At 71.2% G+C, this 23,311-nt stretch carries 15 protein-coding genes; 7 read left to right on the top strand and 8 right to left on the bottom strand.

What is annotated here, in order from left to right:
• Positions 1 to 44 precede the first annotated feature (44 nt).
• The 4 genes from VP06_RS17025 (at position 45) to VP06_RS17040 (ending at position 10,960) form a co-directional block, all read left to right on the top strand.
• Positions 45 to 1,349 carry a UDP-glucose dehydrogenase family protein gene (locus VP06_RS17025; RefSeq protein WP_048464972.1) on the top strand — a complete coding sequence of 435 codons (1,305 nt, stop codon included), beginning with the start codon at positions 45 to 47 and terminating at the stop codon, positions 1,347 to 1,349.
• Between the two features lie 177 nt (positions 1,350 to 1,526).
• Complete coding sequence (locus tag VP06_RS17030) at positions 1,527 to 1,763, top strand: Lrp/AsnC ligand binding domain-containing protein (protein WP_048426071.1); 237 nt, start codon at positions 1,527 to 1,529, stop codon at positions 1,761 to 1,763.
• A 369-nt stretch (positions 1,764 to 2,132) separates the two neighbouring features.
• Complete coding sequence (locus tag VP06_RS17035; RefSeq protein WP_156295650.1) at positions 2,133 to 9,593, top strand: type I polyketide synthase; 7,461 nt, start codon at positions 2,133 to 2,135, stop codon at positions 9,591 to 9,593.
• The gene (locus VP06_RS17040; RefSeq protein ID WP_048464974.1) at positions 9,590 to 10,960 is read left to right on the top strand and encodes an aminotransferase class I/II-fold pyridoxal phosphate-dependent enzyme; all 1,371 of its coding nucleotides are present in this window, start codon (positions 9,590 to 9,592) and stop codon (positions 10,958 to 10,960) included. The genes VP06_RS17035 and VP06_RS17040 overlap by 4 nt, the downstream gene beginning before the upstream one ends.
• Before the next feature lie 30 nt (positions 10,961 to 10,990).
• Here VP06_RS17040 and VP06_RS17045 read toward each other — a convergent pair whose 3' ends face one another.
• Positions 10,991 to 11,839, bottom strand: a complete 849-nt coding sequence (locus tag VP06_RS17045) for a formyltransferase family protein (protein ID WP_048464975.1) — start codon at positions 11,837 to 11,839, stop codon at positions 10,991 to 10,993.
• 42 nt (positions 11,840 to 11,881) lie between these two features.
• Positions 11,882 to 12,655, bottom strand: coding sequence for an SDR family NAD(P)-dependent oxidoreductase (locus VP06_RS17050; RefSeq protein WP_048464976.1), 774 nt, complete (start codon positions 12,653 to 12,655; stop codon positions 11,882 to 11,884).
• 378 nt (positions 12,656 to 13,033) lie between these two features.
• Between VP06_RS17050 and VP06_RS17055 the strand changes: the two genes are divergently transcribed.
• A complete protein-coding gene (locus VP06_RS17055; RefSeq protein WP_245291212.1) occupies positions 13,034 to 14,893 on the top strand; it encodes a capsular polysaccharide biosynthesis protein in 1,860 nt (619 codons plus the stop codon).
• Positions 14,894 to 15,078: 185 nt separating this feature from the next.
• Here VP06_RS17055 and VP06_RS36455 read toward each other — a convergent pair whose 3' ends face one another.
• Complete coding sequence (locus VP06_RS36455; RefSeq protein WP_197093226.1) at positions 15,079 to 15,480, bottom strand: hypothetical protein; 402 nt, start codon at positions 15,478 to 15,480, stop codon at positions 15,079 to 15,081.
• Positions 15,481 to 15,489: 9 nt separating this feature from the next.
• Positions 15,490 to 16,863 carry a capsule biosynthesis protein gene (locus tag VP06_RS17060; protein WP_048464978.1) on the bottom strand — a complete coding sequence of 458 codons (1,374 nt, stop codon included), beginning with the start codon at positions 16,861 to 16,863 and terminating at the stop codon, positions 15,490 to 15,492.
• Positions 16,864 to 17,561: 698 nt separating this feature from the next.
• Between VP06_RS17060 and VP06_RS17065 the strand changes: the two genes are divergently transcribed.
• Positions 17,562 to 18,806, top strand: coding sequence for a polysaccharide biosynthesis/export family protein (locus VP06_RS17065; RefSeq protein WP_048464979.1), 1,245 nt, complete (start codon positions 17,562 to 17,564; stop codon positions 18,804 to 18,806).
• A 121-nt stretch (positions 18,807 to 18,927) separates the two neighbouring features.
• Here VP06_RS17065 and ettA read toward each other — a convergent pair whose 3' ends face one another.
• From ettA to VP06_RS17085, 4 genes are all read right to left on the bottom strand, one after another.
• Positions 18,928 to 20,580 (bottom strand): energy-dependent translational throttle protein EttA, encoded by a 1,653-nt coding sequence (ettA, locus tag VP06_RS17070; RefSeq protein WP_048464980.1) that lies wholly within the window; start codon positions 20,578 to 20,580, stop codon positions 18,928 to 18,930.
• A 177-nt stretch (positions 20,581 to 20,757) separates the two neighbouring features.
• On the bottom strand, positions 20,758 to 21,030 hold the full coding sequence (locus tag VP06_RS17075; protein WP_048464981.1) for a hypothetical protein: 273 nt from the start codon (positions 21,028 to 21,030) through the stop codon (positions 20,758 to 20,760).
• A gap of 31 nt (positions 21,031 to 21,061) precedes the next feature.
• A complete protein-coding gene (locus VP06_RS17080) occupies positions 21,062 to 21,979 on the bottom strand; it encodes a DNA/RNA non-specific endonuclease (RefSeq protein WP_245291213.1) in 918 nt (305 codons plus the stop codon).
• Entirely contained in the window at positions 21,976 to 22,236 is a 261-nt protein-coding gene (locus tag VP06_RS17085; protein WP_048464982.1) for a hypothetical protein, read from the bottom strand. Before VP06_RS17085 ends, VP06_RS17080 begins: the two co-directional genes overlap by 4 nt.
• A 268-nt stretch (positions 22,237 to 22,504) precedes the next feature.
• Between VP06_RS17085 and VP06_RS17090 the strand changes: the two genes are divergently transcribed.
• The coding region (locus VP06_RS17090; RefSeq protein WP_048464983.1) for a 1-deoxy-D-xylulose-5-phosphate synthase N-terminal domain-containing protein at positions 22,505 to 23,311 on the top strand (807 nt) is incomplete at its 3' end.

Genomic DNA, 23,311 nt, shown 5'->3' on the forward strand with positions numbered 1-23,311 from the left:
ATGCGCGAGGGGGCGGCGCGGCGGCGCTGCCGGGAGGACGTGAGATGCGCGTTGCGATGGTGGGCGCAGGCTATGTCGGCCTGGTCTCGGGGGCGTGCTTCGCGGATTTCGGCCATACGGTCGTCTGCGTCGACACCGCGCCGGAGAAGATCGCCGCCCTGAAGGACGGCCGCATCCCGATCTACGAGCCCGGCCTCGACGCGCTCGTCGCCGAGAACGTGCGCCAGAGCCGGCTCGCCTTCACCACCGATCTTGCCGAGGCGGTGGCGGGCGCCGACGCGGTGTTCATCGCCGTCGGCACGCCGTCGCGCCGCGGCGACGGCTTTGCCGACCTGTCCTACGTCTATCAGGCGGCGCGCGACATCGCCGGGGCGGTCACCGGGCCGACCGTCGTCGTCACCAAGTCCACCGTGCCGGTCGGCACCGGCGACGAGGTCGAGCGCATCGTCCGCGAGGCCCGGCCCGAGATCGCCATCGCGGTCGCCTCGAACCCGGAATTCCTGCGCGAGGGCGCGGCGATCTCCGACTTCAAGCGTCCCGACCGCATCGTCATCGGGGCCGACGACGCGCACGCCGCCGCGGTGGTGAGCGAACTCTACCGGCCGCTCTACCTCAACCACGCGCCGATCCTGGTGACGAGCCGGCGCACCGCCGAGCTGACCAAATACGCGGCCAACGCCTTCCTGGCGACCAAGATCACCTTCATCAACGAGATCGCGGACCTGTGCGAGCAGGTCGGCGCCGACGTGCAGGAGGTCGCCCGCGGCATCGGGCTCGACAACCGCATCGGCCGCAAGTTCCTGCATGCCGGCCCGGGCTATGGCGGATCCTGCTTCCCGAAGGACACCCTGGCGCTCGTCAAGACCGCCCAGGATGCCGGGAGCCCGGTGCGGCTCGTCGAGACCGTGGTGGCGGTCAACGACAGCCGCAAGCGCGCCATGGCCCGCAAGGTCGTGGCGGCCTGCGGCGGCTCGGTCAGGGGCAAGACGATCGCGGTGCTCGGCCTGACCTTCAAGCCGAACACCGACGACATGCGCGACGCGCCGTCCCTGTCGATCATCGCCGGGTTGCAGGATGCCGGCGCCAAGGTGGTGGCCTACGATCCGGAGGGCATCGAGCAGGCCCGCCCGCTGCTCACCGACGTCGCCTATGCCGCCGATCCCTATGCCTGCGCGGCGGGCGCGCAGGCCCTCGTGATCGTGACCGAGTGGGATGCGTTCCGGGCGCTGGACCTCAAGCGCCTGCACGGTGCGATGGCCGAGCCGGTGCTGGTCGACCTGCGCAACGTCTACCGGCCCGAGGATGCCCGCCGCCACGGCTTCACCTATGCCAGCGTCGGGCGGCCCTGACCGGTCTCGATCGGCGGGACCGGAAGTCCTGGCGGCCCAGTCTCGACGGATCGCGCACCCATCGCGACCGGGTCTGCGACCACACAAGACCCGAGCGGACGCAGCGTGGGCCGGCCCACGCCGGGCCGCTTGGAATTTTTCCGATCCGAGATCCTGCCGATCGCCGGGAGCCAGCCGATGCAGACCTTCTTCGTCGAGATCAAGTGCCGCCTGGGCAAAACCTATACTGTGGCGAGCGCCCTGGCCGACCGGGAGATCGCCTCCGAGATCTACTCCACGGCCGGTCATTACGACGTGCTGGCCAAGTTCCACGTCGATGACGGCGTGGATATCGGGCATTTCGTGGCCGAGCATGTGCAGACGATCGCGGATATCCAGGATACCCGCACCATCATCACCTTCAAGGCGTTCTGACCGTCCCCGCCCGCACGGGCGCTCGCCGCGCCAGTCTGCCCCATTGCGACCTGATTTATCAGGTCTAAAGCGTCAGGCGCAGCCCGGCCGGGGTCGGATTGCGTGAAGCTCAACCGGACGGTGTGTGAAGTCTGGCAAGTCTTGTAGATGACGATGTTGTGTCGTGTGCGCAGGCCTAGCGCTGTGTCGTGCGGCAGGACTTTGACTGATGAAGCGATGCCACACTTGAACCAAGTCTTGCCTCCTCGCGGTGGCTCGCGCCGTTCCGGGGTTGGCGTGGCGCGGGCCTCATACTATGGGTTGGGTTGAATGCCCGGGTGCGGCGCCGTCGCGTCCGGTCCTCCGTAAATGAGCGTGTGCGAATCGAACGTGACACAGCGTCCTGACATCGCGATCATCGGTCGGGCCTGCCGGCTTCCGGGCGCCTCGGGCGTCGACAGCCTGTGGCAGATGCTCATCGAGGGACGGTGCGCCGTCTCGCGCATCCCGGAGGACCGCTGGTCCCTCGAGCGCATGGGCCATCCCCGGGCGCAGGAGCGCGGCAAGAGCTACACCTGGGCCGCCGGCGTCATCGACGATCCCTGGTCCTTCGATCCGTCGGTCTTCGGCATCTCGCCCCGCGAGGCCGAGCAGATGGATCCGCAGCAGCGGCTGCTCTTGGAACTGACCTGGGAGGCGCTGGAGAATGCGGGCCTGCGGCCGTCGGCGGTGGCCGGCAGCCCGATCGGCGTGTTCGTGGGCGCCTCCTCGCTCGATTACGGCAACCTGCGGGTGCTCGATTCCGCCTCCGGCGACGCCTATGCGGCGACCGGCAACACGCTGTCGATCCTCTCGAACCGCATCTCCTACATCTTCGACCTGAAGGGGCCGAGCTTCACCCTCGACACCGCCTGCTCGTCGTCCCTCGTCGCCCTCGACGCCGCGGTGGCGGCGATCGCCTCGGGCCGGATCGACACGGCGGTCGTGGCGGGCGTCAACCTGCTGGTCAGCCCGTTCAACTTCGTGTCGTTCTCCAACGCCTCGATGCTGTCGCGGACCGGCCTGTGCCAGGCGTTCTCGGCCAGCGCCGACGGCTATGTCCGCGCCGAGGGCGGCGTGGTCCTGGTGCTGCAATCGGCGGCCGCCGCCGCCCGCAACGGCACGACGGTGCGCGGCGTGATCGCCGCCTCGAAGGTCAATTCCGACGGGCGCACCACCGGCATCTCGCTGCCGTCGGGCTATGCGCAGGGCGCGCTCCTCGACGAGATCTACCGCGAGGCCGGGGTCGCCCTCGATGCCATCGCCTTCGTCGAGGCCCACGGCACCGGCACCCCGGTGGGTGACCCGATCGAGGCGGGCGCCATCGGCGGCAAGCTCGGCCGCGGCCGGTCCACGCCCCTGCCGATCGGCTCGATCAAGACCAATATCGGCCATACCGAGCCGGTCTCCGGCCTCGCCGGCCTGCTCAAGGCGAGCCTGGCGCTGGAGCACGACCTGCTGCCGCCCTCGCTGCACAGCGCCGAGCTGAACCCGGCGATCCCGTTCGACGAGCTGAACCTTTCGGTCAACCGCGAGTTGCGGCCCCTGCCCCGCACGAGCGGGGAGCGCTTCGCCGGCGTCAACTCCTTCGGCTTCGGCGGCACCAACGCCCATGTGATCCTGACAGATCCCATCCGGAGCGACCCGGCGCCCGTCGCCGGCGTCCCGGTGGCGCCGGTCTCCGAGCCCGAGATTCTGCTGGTCTCGGCCCAGACCAAGGCGGCGCTCGCCGACCTCGCGCAGGATTATGCTGCCCGTCTCGACGGGGCGGACGCGGCCGAGATCGCCCGCGTCGCCGCGGCGGCGGCGCATCGCCGCGAGCGCCTGCCGGTCCGCGCGGCGATCCCGCTGCGCGATCTCGGGACGCAGGGCGTGGCCGAGGTGCTGCGGGCGGTCGCCGAGGGCGAGGAGATTCCGGCGGCCGTCGTCGCCACCGCGGTCGACCGCGCCGGCGGCGTCGCCTTCGTGTATTCGGGCAATGGCAGCCAATGGGCCGGGATGGGCCGGGACGCCTATGCCCTCAACCCGGTCTTCCGGGCCCGCTTCGACGAGACCGACGTGCTGTTCCGGCCGCTGGCCGGCTGGTCGCTGAAGGACGCGCTCTTCGCCGACGACCTGGAGCGGCGGCTTGCGCTCACCAGCGTGTCGCAGCCGCTGATCTTCGCCATCGAGGCCGCCTCCACCGCGGCCCTGCGGGCGATCGGCCTCGCGCCGACCGCGATCGTCGGCCATTCGGTCGGCGAGATCGGCGCGGCGGAAGCCGCCGGCATCCTGACCCTCGAACAGGCGGTGAAGGTCATCTTCTACCGCTCGAAGCACCAGGAGGCGACCCGCGGGCTCGGCACCATGGCGGTGCTGCTCGCCCCCATCGACGAGGTGCAGGCTTTCCTCGCCGACTTTCCCGAGCTCGACATCGCCGCCTATAACAGCCCGAAGGCCGTGACGGTGGCGGGCCCCGTGGCGGTGATCGACGCCGCCATGAAGGCGCTGGCGCGCAAGCGCCGCCGCGGCCGCAAGCTCGATCTCGATTACGCCTTCCACGGCCGGCTGATGAACCCGATCGAGGCGCCGTTGCGGCGCGACCTCGCCGGGCTCACGCCCTCCGCCGGCACCGTGCCGCTCGCCTCGACGGTGACCGGCGGCGTGCTCGACGGCACCGCCTTCGATGCCGGCTACTGGTGGCGCAACATCCGTGAGCCGGTGCGGTTCAGCGCGGCGATCCAGGCCGCGGCGCAAGCCGGCGCCCGCATCTTCGTCGAGGTGGGCCCGCGCCCGACCCTGCTGCCGCATATCGGCGATTGCCTCGAGCCGCTCGGCCTCGACGGCGCCACCGTCGGCGTGCTGCCGAAGAAGACGCTGGCCACCGATCCCTTCCGGCGCGCCCTCGCGGCGGCGCTCGCCGCCGGTGCGGCGGTGGACGACGCCCTGGCCTTCGGCGCCGACCCGGCCGGCAGCGTGGCGCTGCCGCACTATCCCTGGCAGCGCAAGGTGTTCCGCCTGCCCGAGACCGCCGAGGCGATGAACCCGGCGAGCGCCCGGCCCTACCATCCGCTGATCGGCGCCCGCCAGGGGCCCGACGGGCTGGAATGGGTGGCGCATCTCGACGTCGCGACGGTCCCCGAACTCGACGACCACCGCATCGACGGCCAGGCGATCCTGCCCGGCGCGGGCTTCGCCGAGATGGCGCTGGCGGTCGGCCGCGAGATCGTGCGCTCGGAGAGCGTGACGCTGGCGGATCTCGAGATCCAGCAGCCGATGGTCTTCGCCGAGGACGCGGTGCGCGAGGTGTTGTCCCGGTTCGCCCCGGGCGCCAACCTGGTGCAGATCCTGTCACGGCCGCGCCTGAGCCAGGCGCCGTGGCAGCTCCACGCCGTCGCCAAGCTGGTCGAGGGCGAGACGTCGCCGCCGCCGCGCCTGACCGGCCGCGACATGGCGCCCCTGCCCGTCGAGACCACGGTCGAGGGCGAGGCTCTCTACGCCCGCGCCCGGGCCTCCGGCCTCGGCTTCGGCCCGAGCTTCCGTCAGGTCGCCCGCGCGGCCCGGCTCGACGACCTCACGATCGTCTCCGACTTGTGCCCGGCCGAGGCGAATGAGCGCTACGGTCTGGCGCCGGCGCGCCTCGATTCCTGCTTCCACGGCCTGATCCTGCTCTTCGCCGATCTCCTCGGCGAGGCGGCGAGCCGGGCCTACGTGCCGATCCGCTTCGGCGAGATCCGGCTGGTCCGGCCCGGGGCGGTGATCGCCCGGGCGGTGATCCGCACCCGGCGCTGCAACGAGCGCAGCATCCTGGCCGACTTCACCCTGGTGGATGCGGCCGGCGAGGTGATCGCCACCCTGCGCGAGGGCCGGTTCCAGGCCCTGCGCATGAAGGCCGGCAACGACCTCGACGCCTTCGCGATCCGCCAGTTCACCGAACTCGCCACCGAGCCGACGGCGATCGCCCTGGAGCCTCAGCCGGCCATCGCGGCCCTCGTCCGCCGGCAGGCGGGCGCGGTCACGGCCACCGGCGAGGCGACGCTCGGCGCCGGCCACATGCTGCTCGAAGGCTGGGCGACCTCGCTGGCCGACCGGCTGGCCCGCGGCCTCGCGGTCGGCGGCGTCGTCGACGTCGCGGCCTCGCGCCGGCTCCCGGCGGCCTTGCGGCCCTGGCTCGTCAACCAGCTCCTGGCGCTGGAGGTCAGCGGACTTGCGGAAGGGGCGGGCGACGGGCGCTGGCGCCTGCGCGCCGACGTGACGCTGCCTGCGCCCGACGAGATCATGCGCTGGATCGCGGCGGACCATCCCGAACTGGCGGCGGAGCTGCTGCTCTGCGCCGATCTTGGCGCCGTGGTGTCGCGCATCCTGGCCGGGACCCTCGGCGACGCGCCTTCCCTGCCGCAGGCGGCGCTCGATGCGTTCTCCCTGCGCGGCGCCACCGTGCGGGCCTCGGCCGATGCGGTCATGCGTCTCCTCTCGGACAGCGCCGCGTCGCTGCCCCGGGACAGGGCGCTGCGGTTGCTCCAGGTCGGGTTCGGGCCGCTCTCGGCCCAGGTCGCGACCTTTGCCGGCCTGCACGAGGCGCGCCTGACGGTGTTCGAGACCGACCGGCGCCTCGCCGAACGCGCCCGACTCGCCCTGCCCTCCGGCGTCACCATCGTCGAGGATCCGGCGGTGCTCGGGCTGGGGGCCTTCGACGCGGTGCTGGCGAGCGACGTGCTCCACCGCGCCTCCCGCGACCTGCTCACGCCGCTTGCGGCGTCGCTGGCGGCTGGCGGCCTGTTCGCCGCGGTCGAGCCCGGCGCCTCTTTGTTCCGCGACCTGGTGTTCGGCCTGAACGCTGGCTGGTTCGACGCCGATGGCGCGGTGCCGGTCGGGCGCCTCGACGACGTGGCGGGGTGGCAGCGCGCGTTGAGCGCGGTCGGCCTCGTCAAGGTCGCGGCCGACCGGGCGGTGACCCGCAACGGCAACGACCTGCTGCTGCTGGCGGAAGCCCCGCCCCGTCCGAGGGCGGCGTCCGGCCAGACCTTCGCCTTCGTGATCGGCTCCGAGGACGAGTTCGCGGCCGAGACCGCCTCGTCGCTGGCGACCCTGCTCGTCGCGAGCGGGGTCCACGTCTCGATCATCCTCGATTCCGAGGCGTCCCTGCGCGAGCTGGAGCGCGAGACGCCCGACACGGTGGTCTACCTCGCCGGGGCGTTCAACCGCGGCGGCGAGCCGGCCGAGCGGCTGCGCGAGCGCTGCCTCGGGCTCAAGCGCTGCGTCGAGCATCTCGGCACCCGCCAGACCCGGCTCTGGGTGGTCTGCCCCGGCGCCACCCGCGACCGCGGCGGGCTCGCCTGCGGCGTCGAGGCAGGCGTCTGGGCCTTCACCCGGACGCTCGCCAACGAGGTCGCGAGCCTCGACGTGCGCCGCATCGACCTGTCGACGGCGATCTCCTCGAAGCGCGCCGCCGAGCGCCTGCGCGACCTGATCCTGTCGGGCACGCCCGAGACCGAGATCGTGGTCGACGACGACCGGACCCGGGTGGTGCGCTTCTCGCAGGGCGCGCGTCCGGCCCGCCGGTCCGGTCCCGCGGCCCCGGCCGCGCGGCTGGAGCGCGGCACGACGGGCGGCCTCAACGAGATGCATTGGGGCCCGGCCGAGCGCGCCGCCCCCGCTGCGGGCGAGATCGAGATCGCCGTCGAGGCCACCGGCCTGAACTTCCGCGACGTGCTCTGGGCCCTGTCGATGCTGCCCGAGGAGATCCTCGAGGATGGCTTTGCCGGCCCGCGGCTCGGCCTCGAATGCGCCGGCCGCGTCGCCGCGGTGGGGGCGGGCGTGACCGCCTTCAAGCCCGGCGACCGGGTGGTGGCCTTCGCCCAGTCGGGCTTTGCCACCCATATCGTGGTGCCCGAGATGGTCGTGGCGCCGGCCCCCCGGGGGCTGTCGCCGGAGGCCGCCGCCACCACGCCGGTGGCCTTCCTCACCGCCTATTACGGCCTCGTGACGCTGGCCCGCCTCAAGGCCGGCGAGTGGGTGCTGGTCCATGGCGGCGCCGGCGGCGTCGGCCTCGCGGCACTCCAGATCGCCCGGATGCGCGGCGCCCGGGTCATCGCCACCGCGGGCTCGAACGAGAAGCGGGCCCTCGTCAAGGCGCTCGGCGCCGAGCACGTGCTCGATTCCCGCTCGCTCGCCTTCGTCGACGACATCCGCCGCATCACCGGCGACGGCGTCGACGTGGTGCTCAACAGCCTGTTCGGCGAGGCGATGGAGCGCAGCCTCAACTCGTTGAAGCCCTTCGGGCGCTTCGTCGAGCTGGGCAAGCGCGACTACGTCGCCAACACCCATATCGGCCTGCGGCCGTTCCGGCGGAACCTGTCGTATTTCGGCGTCGATCTGGACCAGTTGCTCCAGTTCCAGCCGGAGGAAGGCAAGCGGCTGTTCCGCGAGGTGATGGCGCTCTTCACCGATGGCAGCCTGAAGGCGCTGCCCTACCAGCCCTTCGCGGCCGAGGAGGTCTCGGACGCCTTCCGGCTGATGCAGCAATCGGGGCATATCGGGAAGATCGTGATCGCGCCGCCGAAGGCCGGGACGATCCCGGCCGAGACGGCCAAGCCCTTCGTGGTCGCACCCGACCGCGTCCATCTCGTCACCGGAGGTCTCGGGGGCTTCGGCATCGAGGCGGCGCGCTGGCTCGCCGACCGGGGCGCGCGCCACATCGCCCTCGTCGGCCGCAAGGCCCCGACGGGCGAGGCGGCCCTGTCGGCGATCGCCGACCTCACCGCCCGCGGCGTCGCCGTCCAGGTGGAGTCCTGCGATATCACCGACCGTGCCGCGGTGCAGCGCCTGATCGCCCGCGTCGAGGCCAAGGGCGTCAAGCTCGCCGGCATCATCCACGGTGCGATGGTGCTCCAGGACGGCCTGATCGCGAATCTCGATCCGGCCGCCCTTGAGGCGGTGATCGCCCCCAAGGTGATCGGCGCCGGCCATCTCGACGCGCTCACCCGCGACCGGGCGCTCGACTACTTCGTGCTGTTCTCCTCGGCCACGACCTTCATCGGCAATCCGGGCCAGGGCTCCTACGTCGCCGCCAACGGCTTCATGGAGGGCCTGGCCCGCCAGCGCCGCCGCCTCGGCCTGCCGGCCTTGGCGGTGGCCTGGGGCGCCATCGGCGACGTGGGCGTGCTGGCCCGCAACAAGGCCGTGATGGAGACGCTCGCCGGCCGCGTCGGCGTGACGCCGGTCGATGCCCGCAAGTCCCTCGACCTGATGGCCGAGGCGTTGGGCATGCAGGGCGCGGCGCCAGACGATGCGGTGATCGCCATCGCGGCGATGCATTGGGGCAAGGCGCGCGAGCGCCTCGCGACCTTGCGCTCTCCGAGCTATGCCAGCCTCGGCTCGGAGCAGCAGGCGGAATCCGGCGGGCAGGCCGCGATCAGCATCCCGGCCCTGCTGCGTGCCCACGATCTCGACGACGTCCGCAAGACCGTCTCCGATGCCATCGTGGAGGACATCGCCCGCATCCTGCGCCTGCCGAAGGACGACATCAGCCGGGTGCGTCAGCTCTCGGAGATCGGCCTCGACTCGCTGATGGGCGTCGAGCTGGGCGCGAGCCTCCAGGAGCGCTTCGGCCTCGACGCGCCACCCTCCGGCGTGTCGAGCGGCCAGACCGTGACCGAACTCGCCGACACGCTGATCCAGTCGGTGGCGGCGCCGGTCGACGAGAGCGCGGCGGCGGTGCTCAGCCTGTCGCAGCGCCATGGCGGCGTGGAGGCGGCCGACGCCGAGGCCCTGCAATCGATCCAGGCGCTGGTCGAGAAGAACAGCCAGGACATCAAGGTCATCACCCAATGAGCAGCGGATCCTCCCACGGCGCGGGCGGGCGCGAGGCCCTGGCAGGGTTCGTCGCCGCCCGCCTCGGCAAGGCTCCCGTCCGTCCGGCGCCGGCCCGTCCGGCGCCGAAGCCGGCCCTGGCCCAGGCCCAGAGCTTCGACAGCCTGCCGGCCTACAAGGAACTGAAGCTTCAGCGCTCCGCGGCCGACCTGATCGGCCTCGGCAACCCGTTCTTCCGCGTGCACGACGCCAAGGCTGGCGCTACGACGGAGATCGACGGGCGGACCTTCGTCAACTTCTCGTCCTACGACTATCTCGGGCTCAACGGTCACCCGGAGGTCAATGCGGCGGCGCGAGACGCCCTCGCCACCTACGGCACCTCGGCCTCGGCGAGCCGGGTCGTGGCCGGCGAGCGGCCCGGCCACCTCGTCCTCGAGAAGGCGATCGCCGCGCATTACGGCACCGAGGCGTGCGTGGTGATGGTGAGCGGGCACGCCACCAACGTGGCGACCATCGCGGCCCTGCTCGAACCCGGCGACGTGATCTACCACGACGCGCTGATCCACAATTCCGTGGTCACCGGCGCGCAGCTGTCGGGCGCCCAGCGCCGCAGCTTCGCCCATAACGATCTCCAGTCCCTCGAATCGCTGCTGCACGCCACGCGCCACGAGCACCGCCGGGCGCTGATCGTGATCGAGGGCCTCTACAGCATGGACGGGGACGCCCCCGACCTCGCCGGTGTCGTCGCCCTCAAGGAGCGCTACGGCGCCTGGCTGATGGTCGACGACGCCCACGGCCTCGGCGTGCTCGGCCAGGACGGCCACGGCCTGCACGAGCATTGCGACGTTCCCCCCGGCAGCGTCGACATCTGGATGGGCACGCTGTCGAAGACGCTGTCCTCCTGCGGCGGCTACGTCGCGGGGGCTGGGGCGCTGATCGAACTGCTGAAATGCACCGCCGGCGGCTTCGTCTATTCGGTCGGCCTCTCGCCGCCTCTCGCCGCCGCCGCCACCGCGTCGCTGGCGCTGATGCGGCGCGAGCCGGAGCGGGTGGCGCGCCTGCGCCGCAACGGAGCCCTCTTCCTGGCCACTGCCCGCGAGCGCGGCCTCGATACCGGCACCAGCCTGGGCTTCGCGGTGGTCCCGGTGATCCTCGGCGATTCGCTGAAGGCCGTGACCCTGTCCGACCGGCTGTTCAAGCGCGGCATCAACGTGCAGCCGATCATCCATCCGGCGGTGCCGGAGCGCTCGTCGCGCCTGCGCTTCTTCATCACCTCCGAACATAGCCCCGAGCAGATCCGCGAGACCGTGACGGTGCTCGCCGACGAACTCGACGAGCTGAACCAGGGCGGTTCCCTGGTCGAGCGGCTGATGTCGCGGCGGGCGTGATGGCGTGCGTGGGGGCTGGTCGGCCTCCGCCTATGGCTTGAGCGACAGGCTCAACGCCTCTCGCAGGTCCCCGGCATCGACGAGTCGCCTGCCCCGCCGCTTCAGGTCGCGCAGCTGCGCCGGCGTCGGGAAGCCGCGATAGGGCAGGATCGGGACACTCCGCCCCTCCGGCAGGACGCCCGTCCGCTCGGCCTCGGCCAGCACGCCCTCCAGCAGCCCGCGTCCGGCCTCGTGCAGCAGGATCGCCGCCCGCGAGGCGGTGACGCCCTCGGGCAGCGTCACCGCCTGTTGCGCCAGGATGCCGCCGGCATCGATCGCCGGGGCGAGCCGGTGCACCGTGACGCCGAAATCAGGCGTGTCGTCCAGGAGCGCGTGCAGGGTCGGCACCGGGCCGCGATGGCGCGGCAGCAGCGAGGGGTGGACGTTGAGCCCCCCCTTCGGAGCCGCCGCGAGGGTCGCGGCGTCGAAGATCTGGTCGAAGTGGAACGACAGGATCAGGTCGGCCCCGTGCTCGCGCAACTGCCCCGTCACCTCCGGCCCGTTCACGTCGGTGATGGTGGCATGCGGCAGGCCGAGGCGCCGGCACAGAATCCGCAGGGGCGTGGCCTCCGGCACGTCGCGGCTGCCGGCGAGCGCCTGGGTCGCCGGCGCAAGGCCCCGGACGAGGTCGGGCAGGCCGAAATTGACCGCCAGATAGGGCAGGAAGCCGGGGCCCGAGCGCCCCAGGTGACGCCGCACCTGGCCGGTCAGGCCGCCGGTGCTCGGCCGCTCGGGGTCGGACAGGCCCACGAAGGCGATCCGTTCGGCGTGGTCGGCGACGAAGCGGCGCACGGCCCGGGCATTGGGCAGGGCCTCGAGGGTGAACAGGGCGATCCGCACCGGACTTTACGCCTCCATGACGGCAAGGGGTCGGCGATGCGGTCAGCGCTGCTGGCGCTCGCTCATGCGGAAGCTGAAGCCGCGCATGCCGAGGCGGCGCCAGGATTCCGGGATCAGCGCGGCACCCCGCGCCGCGGCGGCGAGGAGGCCCGGGAAGGCGACCACCGCCTCGTCGCGGGCCAAGCCCTTGGCGATGCGCCTGGCTGCCGCCTCGGCGCTCATCTCGAGCGGGCGCCAGCCCTCGTAATCGGCCCCCATCGCGGTCTTCACGTAGCCGGGGCAGGCCACGTTCATCCGCACGCCCTTGGGCGCCAGCTTCTCGCGCAAGGCCAGGCCATGGGCCAGCAACGCCGCCTTGGTGCCGCTATAGGCCGGTGCGTCGGGCAGCGGCGCATAGGCGGCCAGCGACGAGATCAGCGCGATCTGGCCGTGGCCCCGCGCGGCCATGAGGGCGACGGCGGGAAGCGCCACGTTGAGCGCGCCGATCAGGTTCACGTCGAGGACCAGGAAGGCGGTCTCCTCGGTCTCCAGGCCGCCCTCCGGATGGCCGCCATTGACCCCCGCATTGGCGATGACAAGGTCGAGGCCGAGCCGTCCGGCGACGTCGCCGATCCAGGCCCGCACCCCCTCCCGGTCCCGCACGTCGAGGGACCGGGTCTCGACCGCGGCGCCCTGGCGCCGGCAGGTCTCAGCCACCGCCTCCAGGCGCTCGAGGCCGCGGGCGTTCAGGATCAGGGTGGTGCCGGGGGCGGCGTAATGCTGTGCCAGGGCTGCGCCGATGCCGCTCGACGCGCCGGTGATCAGGATGACGGGCAAAGGCGGTTCTCCGAGGAGGGATCGGAACGCGGCGGCACGGCCCGGGCCTGTAGCACGGCCCTCTCCCCGGGGCGCGACAAAATCCGATCGGTCCGGGATTGAAAATTCAGATCGATTTTAAGGAGAACCCGTGCAGGACAGGGCCCGACCCGTCGCGGTCCGGTCCCGCGCGCGCCGGCCACGTGCTTGACGGGACCCGAGCGATGTGGAACGGCCCCTGCTCCGGGTTGCATCGCCTGGGCGGCACGGTCCGCAGTGAGTGAGAGGCGGATGGATCGCGGCAAGCTGAAGCGGTTGTGGCCCCGGATGCCGTCGGAGTCGGAGGGGCCTGGCCCGCGGCGCTCGCGGCGCCTGGGCAGTGAGCCGACCTCGCGTCGGGTGCGGCTGAGCGACCGGTGGGACGAGGGCTTCCTGCGGCTCGGCGACGCCCGTCCCGAGCGCACCCTGAGCTACATCATCGACGGGCTCGGCATCCATTACGATGCCACGGCGCCGAGCGAACTCGAGGTCATGCTCGAGGAGGGCGGCTGGGAATCGGACGAGCTGAGGGCCCGGGCCCGGGCCGGGATCGCGCGCCTGCGCGAGAGGCGGCTCAGCCTCGACAACGATCCGCGCCGCCGCGACCTGCCGGTGCGGACGGACCCCGCCCGCCCGCGCGTGGTCATCGTCGACCAGGCTTGCGGCGATCCGACGGTCGGGTTCGGTCTCGCCGGCGCCAGCGCCTTCGGGGCGATGCTGGCCGCCGCCGCTGCGGATGCGCCGGAGGCCGAGCGCCTGGTGGTGATGGACCCCGCCGCGCCGGTCGGCCGGCGCGGCCATATCGACGCGGCGGCAGCGGAGGCGGCCGGCGCCGACCTGGTGAGCGATCCCGTCGCCGCCTGGTCGGTGGCCGAGGATTGCGACCGCGTCTACGTCGTCTCGGCCCATGCCGGCTTCGAGGCGGCGCTCGCCGGCACGCCGGTGACCTGCTTCGGCCTGCCCTTCTATGCCGGCTGGGGCTTCACCGACGACCGGCTGCACCTGCCCCGGCGCACCCGCCGGCGCAGGCCGGAGGAGGTCTTTGCCGCCGCCTACCTCGTCTGCTCGCGCTACTTCGATCCCTATACGGGGGCGCCGGCCCGGTTCGAGGACGCAGTCGCGATCCTGGATCTCGTCGCGTCGCGCTGGCGCGAGAATGCGGTGCCGACCCTCTGCGTCGGCTTCTCGGCCTGGAAGCGGGACTGGATCAGCAGGACCCTCTCGGCACCCGGCCACCGCCCGGTGGTGCGCCGCGGGGATGCGCCGCTGACGGCGGGGGACCTCGCGCAGGTCGGCCGCGTCGTGACCTGGGCCAGCCGGATGCCCGAGGGCACGGACGCCGCCTGTACCGCGGCGGAGGTGTCGCTCCTGCGCATGGAGGACGGCTTCCTGCGCTCGATCGGCCTCGGTGTGGCCCTGCGGCCGGGCGCCTCGCACGTCCTCGACGCCACCGGCGTCTATTACGATTCCACGCGACCGAGCGATCTCGAGCGTCTCCTTGAGACCGGCACCTTCGCGCCCGACCTCCTCGCCCGGGCCGCCGCCCTGCGCGAGGCGGTGGTCGCGGCGCGGGTGAGCAAGTACAATGTCGGCAGCAACGCGATGCCGGCGATGCCGCGGCCCGGCCCGGTGGTGCTGGTCGCCGGCCAGGTCGAGAACGACGCCTCGATCCGCTTCGGCGGCGCGACCGTCTCGGGCAATGCCGCGCTCCTGCGCCTCGCCCGCGAGCGCAATCCCGGCGCCGTGATCGCCTTCAAGCCGCATCCGGACGTGGAGGCGGGCCTTCGTCCCGGCTGGGTGCCGCCGGACGAGCTCGCCGCCCATGCCGACGTGGTCCTGCGCGACGTCTCGGCGATCGACGCCATCGAGGCGGCGGACCGGGTCGAGGTGATGACCTCGCTGATCGGCTTCGAGGCTTTGTTGCGCGGCAAGGCCGTGACGACCCATGGCCTGCCCTTCTATGCCGGCTGGGGCCTCACCGAGGATCCGGGCTGCCCGCGCCGCACCCGCCGCCTGACGCTCGACGAGCTGGTGGCCGGCGCCCTGATCCTCTACCCGCGCTACGTCGACCCGCGCACCGGCCTGCCCTGCCCGCCCGAGGTGCTGGTGCAGCGCCTCGCCGAGGGCGACCCGGAACTGGCGCGCCGCGCCCGCACGCCGGAAGCCGTCCTCAAGCAGGTCTGGTCTGTGATCTGGCGCCGCGTGTTGCGGCGGGGGTGAAGGCCCGAGGCATCCGGTGTCCGGAAGATCGCGTCGCGATGCGGATGCAGCTTTGCTCAAGGGTGCGGAGCGAAGCTCAGTCGTCGCGAGGGCGTGACCGCGGCGCCGACTAGGCACCGGCGCGCGGCGGGATGGACGGCCTGCGAGCATAAAAAACGGGGCCGTCTCCGGCCCCGTCTCGTCTTTCAGCTCATGCGTTCGGGAGATCGATTTTTATTGTCTTCAAAAACTACATCTAATATCACCAAAAAATCTTCATCTCCGATTTTTAGGGGAAAAATATGACCACTTGGATCTTTCTTTGGGACATCAAAGTCGAATCGTATTTTTGTCTTCGGAGGCAATTTCAAGCCACTGACTAGTTCTGCTCCGCTTTCGTCAGCTATAAAGTGTACGGTACCCCCAATCCTACCATCTCTCTCACACCATGTTCCGGTATAAAAGGCTCTTGATATATTCGTTCCTGCCACTCGCCCTCCTGGAGGAGTGAGTTTATAGCCGTTGTCGCCAAGAATGATTGTTATTTGATCAATCTTGGATTTCGGATCATGGGAGGGCATGGGATAAACAATTCGATCTGCTTGCACAGAACGCGCTCAGGCGTTCTGCAGCGCCTCGATGCCCGGCAGGTCGTCGCCGGTCTCCGGGACGGTGCGTGCCCGGGAGCGGACCTCGAGCCAGGCGCCCTGGGTGAGGTCGAGGCGCGAGGCCGTCGCCTCGACGGCGGCGGCCAAGCCTTCGCCCTTGTAGTAGACGCCGCGGATCTGGATGTTCGCCACGATCGCCTTGATGAACGCATCCCAGAGATCGCGCCGGGGCGGCTCGGCCTGGGTCCAGAACGTTTCGAGGGCGCCCTGGTAGGTCAGTCCCTGGATGTCGTAGATCGCCGCGCCGAGCGTCATGGTCGGCTTGTTGGCGCGCATCGACCACAGACCGACGGTGCTGTTGACCGTGACGACGCCGCGGCAGCCGTCCAGCATCTTGCCGAGATCGCCACCATCGGCGAAGTCGACCCGGTCGGACACGCCCCACTTCTCCGCCGAGCGGCGCACCACGCGCGCCCAGTTGCGGATGCCGGGATCAAGGGGGTGGATCTTGACCAGCAGGCGCGACCCGGCCGGCGCGTGCTCCGAGAAGGAGCGGATCACGGCGTGGATCGGCGTCTTCAGGTCGAAGAACGGCGAATAGGCGCGGACCTGGAAGTCGTTCTCCATCTGGAGCGGCAGCACGTAGTAGGTCGTGCCGGCCTCCCGCAGGCGGCGCACCAGGGCATCGACCTGCGGACCGGTGCGCTTGGCACGCAGCATGTGCAAGCCGGTGCCGAGATAGATCAGGGCATTGTGGTGCACCTGATGCGACTTGTAGCCGGGATAAAGCCACCACAGCCAGTTGCTCATCAGGTGGTAGGCCATGTCCCAGACGGCCTGGAGCCAGAAGCTGTCGCGGTAGCGCGGCACCAGGTCGGGCTCGGGCGCCTGCGCGGCGAGGGCCATCACCGCCTCCGGGTCCTTCGGGAAGCAGCTGTCGCCCGACATGCCGTCGCGCTCCAGCGTGATCCAGTCCGGACGCAGGTAGCCGAAATCCGTCACCGTGACGTTCAGGCCGCGGGCCTTCGCGGCGGCGATCGCCACCTTGTGGTAGTAGCGCTGCTCGCCGAGCAGCATCAGGTCGGTCACACCCTCGCGGTCGATCAGGTCGGCGATGAAGGCTGGCCAGGTCTCGCGGGTGCCGCGGAAGTTGACGCCCCCGGCCCGGCGCCAGAACAGCCAGTCGCCGAAGCAGAGATTCACCCGCAGGCAGCGATGCCCCCGCGCCTCCAGCGCGTCGGCGACCCGGGCGAAATACGGCGTGATCGGGCCTTGCAGGAACAGGAAGACCTGACGCTGGGCCGGCCGGCCGTCCTGACGGGAGTCCTGCTGACGGGAATCCTGGCGGCTCGCTTCGACGTTTCGCGCGGAATCAGCTCTCACGGGCACACCTCGAGTCTGGGCGGGAACCGGCGGCCGCGCGCGGCCTGCCGGGGGAGCCCCGGGACGGCGAAGGCCCGAGCACGCTGCTGCCAGCCTGCCCGGACGGACATTCGGGGCGCGCGTCCTTGCGCGCGAGCCGCTGACGACCCGGACAGTACCGGCCGGCCCGGTGCGGACAATGGCGAACCTGCAACACCTGGCGAAATCTCGGCGAGCCTCACGGCGGCGTCATCACAGGGCCATCGTCGCACGGCCACGGCGGAGACCGTCGCGATCGTCCGTCGAACCAAGGTTGCCATAAGGCCGATGATCTGGGCAGGAACGTGGACGGGCCGGGGTTTATTCCCAGGATTCACCGATTGTCGACGCGCCGCGTTGCTTGCGTGCCACAGTCGGCATCCCTGCCGCCACGCTCGCGACGCATTTGCGGCCGAGGTGCGGGAGGCTCCGCCCCTGTGGCGTGGGCGCCGTGCAACACCGCCGCCGCTTATGAGCGCGGACCGTCCCGTTCATCGCTCGCGATGGCACGGGATGGTAGGGATTGCTCGCGAAGCGTGGCCGTGGGCGGTCGCGCCGGCGTGCGTCCGGGGCATCGGCCGGACGATCGGACAGGACGGATGCCGGTGCGCCGGCATCGACGGAGTTGGACGACCGGCAGGGCCCTCTCGGAGGGCCCGGGTGGTTTCGGAGGGTGGTGCATGGTGCGCGTCGGTATGCCAGCGGTCCTGGCGGCTGCTTGCCTCATCGGAGGATGCAGCGGCTTCCTGCCCGCGGCCGGGCCGACGGCGAGCGCGGTCGTCGAGGGCGCCGGCGTCGCCACCGATCAGGGGCTGCTTGCCCGCTACGAATTGGTCGACGTCGATGCCGCGGTGGTCGAGGCCCTGCGCGGCCGGCCGCTCGACAGCCTGCTCGCCTCCTTCGGTGATCGCCGCGCCGCGGTGCAGCCGGTGATCGGCGTCGGCGATGCCGTGACGGTGACCATTTGGGAGGCCGGCAGCGGCGGCCTGTTCTCGGCCCCGATGATGGGCGGGCTCTCCACCGGCTCGAAATCCTCCAGCATCCCCGAGCAGATCGTGGCCCGGGACGGGACGATCTCGGTGCCTTATGCCGGCCGCATCAAGGTGGCGGGCCGGCGCACGCCGGACGTGCAGGCCCAGATCGAGCAGGATCTCGCCGGCAAGGCGATCCAGCCGCAGGTGCTCGTCACGGTGAACTCGCCGCTCAGCACCAGCGTCACGGTCCTGGGCGAGGCGGCGGCCGGCGGCGGCGGGGGAGCCCGCCTGGCGGCGGCCCGCGGTGGCTTAGGGGCTGGCCCGGTCTCCGTCCTCGGCGGCGGCCGCGTGCCGCTGACCGAGAAGGGCGACCGGCTCCTCGACGTCATCGCCACGGCGGGTGGCGTCTCGGCGCCGGTGAACGAGACCTTCGTGCGGCTCTCGCGCGGCGCGACCACCGCGACGGTGCCGCTCACCGCGGTCGTGTCCAACCCGCGCGAAAACATCTTCCTGCGCCCGGGCGACACGCTCACCCTGGTGCGCGATCCCCAGACCTTCCTGGCCATCGGCGCCACAGGGGCGAATTACGAGATCCCGTTCTCGGCCGAGGGCATCACGCTCGCCCAGGCGCTCGCCAAGTCCGGGGGGCTGCGCGACTTCCAGGCCGATCCGGCCGGCGTGTTCATCTTCCGGTTCGAGCCGGCCTCGGTGGTGCGCCGCCTGCGCCCGGCGAGCCCGCTCGTGTCCTCGACCTTCGTGCCGGTGGTCTACCGGATCAACATGCGCGATCCCAACAGCCTGTTCGTCTCCCAGGCGTTCCAGATGCGCAACCGCGACCTCGTCTACGTCTCGAACGCGCCCTTCACCGAGGTCCAGAAGGTCCTCAGCGTCTTCTCGACCATCACCTCGCCGATCGCCTCCGGCGCCTCGCTCTATCAGGCGGCCAAGTAGCGGCTGGCCGAGGAGGCCGGGACGGTCTGGACAAAAAAACGGGCCCCGCGGGGCCCGTTCTTTGTTGTCCGAAGCGCCGGGGTGGGACCGGGGCGGCGGAAAGCCACCCCGGTCCGGCCGCTCAGCGGCTGAACTTCTTGTACTTGATCCGGTGCGGGATGGTGGAATCGACACCGAGACGCCGCTTCTTGTCCGCCTCGTAATCGGCGAAGTTGCCCTCGAACCACTCGACATGGCTGTCGCCCTCGAAGGCGAGGATGTGGGTCGCGATCCGGTCGAGGAACCAGCGATCGTGGCTGATGATCACGGCGCAGCCGGCGTAATCCTCCAGCGCCTCCTCGAGCGCCCGCAGGGTGTCGACGTCGAGATCGTTGGTCGGCTCGTCGAGGAGCAGCACGTTGGCGCCGCTCTTCAGGATCTTGGCGAGGTGGACGCGGTTGCGCTCGCCGCCCGAGAGAACGCCGACCTTCTTCTGCTGGTCGGAGCCCTTGAAGTTGAAGGCGCCGCAATAGGCGCGCGAATTGATCTCGCGCTTGCCGAGATACAGGATGTCGTTGCCGCCGGAGATCTCCTGCCAGACCGTCGCGTCGGGGTTCAGCGCGTCGCGGGACTGGTCGACATAGCCGAGCTTGACGCTCTCGCCGATGCGGATCTCGCCCTTGTCGGGGGTCTCCAGGCCGTTGATCATCCGGAACAGGGTGGTCTTGCCGGCCCCGTTCGGGCCGATCACCCCGACGATGCCGCCCGGCGGCAGCTTGAACGACAGATCGTCGATCAGCAGCCGGTCGCCGAACGCCTTCTCCAGGTGGTCGAACTCGATGACGTTGTTGCCGAGCCGCTCGGCGATCGGGATGACGATCTGGGCGGTCGAGGGCCCCTTCTCCTGGGACTTCGCGACCAGCTCCTCGTAGCGCGCGATACGGGCTTTGGACTTGGCCTGCCGGGCCTTCGGCGAGGCGGACACCCATTCCTGCTCGCGCTCGAGGGTGCGCTGGCGCGATTCCTCCTCGCGGCCTTCTTGCGCGAGGCGCTTCTGCTTCTGGACCAGCCAGGACGAGTAGTTGCCCTCGTAGGGGATGCCGCGGCCGCGGTCGAGTTCGAGGATCCAGCTCGTGACGTTGTCGAGGAAGTAGCGGTCGTGGGTGACGATCAGGATCGCGCCCGGATAGGAGCGCAGATGGCCTTCGAGCCAGCCCACCGTCTCGGCGTCGAGGTGGTTGGTCGGCTCGTCGAGAAGCAGGAGTTCCGGCTGCCACAGCAGCAGGCGGCAGAGCGCGACGCGGCGGCGTTCGCCGCCCGACAGGGTCGCCACGGCGACGTCGTCGCCCGGGCAGCGCAGGGCGTCCATCGCCTGGTCGACCTTGGAATCGAGATCCCACAGGCCCTTGGCCTCGATCTCGTCCTGGAGGCGGGTCATCTCGTCCGCCGTCTCCTCGGAATAGTTCATCGCGAGTTCGTTGTAGCGATCGAGGATCGCCTGGGACTCGGCGACGCCCTCCATCACGTTCTCGCGGACGGTCTTGTCCGGATCGAGCTGCGGCTCCTGCGGCAGGTAGCCGACCCGGGCGCCCTCGGCCACGAAGCCGTCGCCGGAGAATTCCGTGTCGATGCCCGCCATGATGCGCAGCAGCGTCGACTTGCCGGCGCCGTTGACGCCGAGCACGCCGATCTTGGCATCCGGGTAGAAGGACAGGTGCACGTTGTCGAGCACCTTCTTGCCGCTGGAATAGGTCTTGGTCAGACCCCGCATGTGGTAGATGAATTCACGGGCCATGGGCTGGACTTTCCGAGGTGTCTTGCGCGTGGTTCCGGCGGAATTCGGGGCGGGCCGATGATCTCGACGACGTTCCTGCCCGACGGGCGCCGGCGCGGGCGGCCGCGCGTGGGAATAGGGAGTGCTCCCGCGCTTACCAGGGCGGCCGGGGGGGTGCAAGGCGGCCGCGGGGCGCCCTCACCCGAACGGGTTCTTGACCTCCGTCGTCGCCACCCGGACCTCGTCGGCCCGATCCGGAAGGTCGTCTTCGTCTTCCAGGGCCGCCACGATCGCCGTGAGAGTCTTCGCCAGCGCCCTCGCGCGCTCCAGGCTCTGGCGGTCGCGGGACAGATCGAGCGAGCCGTGCAGCACGATCCGCGCCGTGCCGTTCTCGAGCGTCAGGTCGCCGAGGGTCTGGACCGCCGCATCGTCGGCGAAAGGGGTGAAGGCGGGCGTCGCGTGCGCGGGCATGGAAGGCTCGTGTGGGGAGGGGCGGGGCTCGTCAGAACAGCGAGCGGAGGATGTCGCGCCAGGCACGGCGGGCGGCGCGGCGCAATTCGGCGGTGATCCAGTCGATCAGGCCGGGCTCGCGGCGGCTGCGCGGGCCGCCGGCATATTCGTCACGTCGCGGCTCGGGCAGCGTCATGATGCGGCGGCGGATGGAAGCCGGCAGGTCCGGGAAGGCGACGATGCCGCCGATCGCCGCCAGCTGGTCGAGGGAGATCGCCTCCCAGGTGTCGCCCGGGGCGGCGTTGCGGGCGAGGTAGACCCCCGCCTCGCCCCGGTTGGGGTCATAGACCGCCTTGAACACCCGGGTCGGGATCAGCACCCGGCCGCGCAGCGATTGCACGTTCGCGCCCTCGAACAGCGGCCCGGTGACGACGAACAGGTCGCCGCGCTCGATCGCCAGCGCCCGCACGCTGCTCTCGATTCCGGCCCAGAGCCGCCGGTTGAGGTCCGGGTCCTGCGGCACGATGTTGGCGAGGCTGAAGGATTCGGCTTGCGCGCTCGGGCTCGGCATGTCGCCCGAGGGGGCCATGTGGCCCCGGTCCCAGCCGCTGCCGGCGTAATCCGAGAGGTCGGCGCGCGCCGCGTCCGGCAATTGGCTTTCCTCGTGGAAGGCATCGACCCGGTCGATCCGGCGGGCGGCCTCGACCCGTGCGGCGGTGAGGTGCTCGGCGGCGTAGAGCGGCGTGCGCGACAAACCCGAATGGAGGACTGCGAAACCCTGGTAGCACAGAAGGGTGGTGTCGGCGGCGAGCCGCGGGTTGGTGAGCGTCGGGAGCGTGCCGCCCGCGACATGCTCCGGGCAGCTCCGCGCCAGCGCCGGGGCCGTCGCGACCACCAGGACCGGCAGGACCAGCCGGAGGGCGCTGCCGGCCGGCCACGGCAAAGGGCGGAAAGTGCCGGTGCCGATCACGCGCAGATCCGGACCCGCCGCGGGCCCTCGGGCGTCGGCCGCACGCGCCAGGTGCAGACCGGGATCCGGCGCCGGGAGAGGGTGTCGCAGGTGCGGTCTGAGGGTGTGCAGCGGGGGAGATGCGGCAGCCAGGCGGGATCGAGCGCGGGGTAGAGCGGCACCGCCCGGGCCTCTCCCGGCAAGAGGCCCGGCAAGAGGCCCGGCGCCGCCAGCAGGAGCCCGAGGACGAGCCCGCGCGCCGGTATCGACCGTCCCATCTGACCTCCGTGCGGGATGTGTCTTGGCGCCATCGCGCTATGTCCGCACCTTCTAACGCATCCCCGCGCAGCTGTCGCCTCGCGGCCGGAATCCGCCGTGAATTCAGGATGTTCTTCCGAGTTGTTACATCGCGCACATCCGCAACCGCCACGTGAGCGTACCGCCGATGGCGCGATCGGCCGCTTGCGGTATAACGGCCGCCATCTGCGAGGATCCCCGGCGTGAAGCCGAGCGGGATCCGCCCTCGAAGCGAGCGAGTGTCACGACGTGTCCGATCTGGTCCTTCCCCTCCTCGACCGCGTCCGCGAGCCTGCGGACCTGCGCCAGCTGCCCGAGAGCGATCTGGCCCAGCTCGCCGCGGAGCTGCGCGCCGAGACCATCGACGCGGTCTCGGTCACCGGCGGCCATCTCGGCGCCGGCCTCGGCGTCATCGAGCTCACCGTCGCCCTGCACTACGTCTTCAACACCCCCGACGACCGCCTGATCTGGGATGTCGGCCACCAGGCCTATCCCCACAAGATCCTCACCGGCCGCCGCGACCGCATCCGCACCCTGCGCCAGGGCGGCGGCCTGTCGGGCTTCACCAAGCGCGCCGAGAGCCCCTACGATCCCTTCGGCGCGGCGCATTCCTCGACCTCGATCTCCGCCGGCCTCGGCATGGCGATCGGCCGCGACCTCTCGGACGCCGCGGCCCGCGCCCGCGGCGAGACCCCGCCGCGCCGCAACGTCGTGGCGGTGATCGGCGACGGCTCGATCTCGGCCGGCATGGCCTACGAGGCGATGAACAATGCCGGGGCGCTGAAGTCGCGCCTGATCGTCATTCTCAACGACAACGACATGTCGATCGCCCCGCCGGTCGGCGCGATGTCGTCCTACCTCGCCCGCCTCGTCTCGGGCGACACCTACCGCTCGTTGCGCGACACCGCCAGGCAGTTCGGCCGCCTGCTGCCGAAGGCGCTCTACGACACCGCCGCCCGGGCGGAGGAATATGCCCGCGGCATCCTGGCCGGCGGCGGCACGATGTTCGAGGAACTCGGCTTCCACTACGTGGGCCCGATCGACGGCCACAACCTC

This window comes from Methylobacterium aquaticum (genome assembly GCF_001043915.1).
GTDB lineage: Bacteria > Pseudomonadota > Alphaproteobacteria > Rhizobiales > Beijerinckiaceae > Methylobacterium > Methylobacterium aquaticum.

Bases quoted from the DNA above. Each gene is read 5' to 3' on its own strand.
- VP06_RS17025 (WP_048464972.1), top strand. From the start codon at position 45: ATGCGCGTTGCGATGGTGGGCGCAGGCTATGTCGGCCTGGTCTCGGGG.
- VP06_RS17030 (WP_048426071.1), top strand. From the start codon at position 1,527: ATGCAGACCTTCTTCGTCGAGATCAAGTGCCGCCTGGGCAAAACCTAT.
- VP06_RS17040 (WP_048464974.1), top strand. From the start codon at position 9,590: ATGAGCAGCGGATCCTCCCACGGCGCGGGCGGGCGCGAGGCCCTGGCA.
- VP06_RS17065 (WP_048464979.1), top strand. From the start codon at position 17,562: ATGGTGCGCGTCGGTATGCCAGCGGTCCTGGCGGCTGCTTGCCTCATC.
- ettA (WP_048464980.1), bottom strand. From the start codon at position 20,580: ATGGCCCGTGAATTCATCTACCACATGCGGGGTCTGACCAAGACCTAT.
- VP06_RS17075 (WP_048464981.1), bottom strand. From the start codon at position 21,030: ATGCCCGCGCACGCGACGCCCGCCTTCACCCCTTTCGCCGACGATGCG.
- VP06_RS17085 (WP_048464982.1), bottom strand. From the start codon at position 22,236: ATGGGACGGTCGATACCGGCGCGCGGGCTCGTCCTCGGGCTCCTGCTG.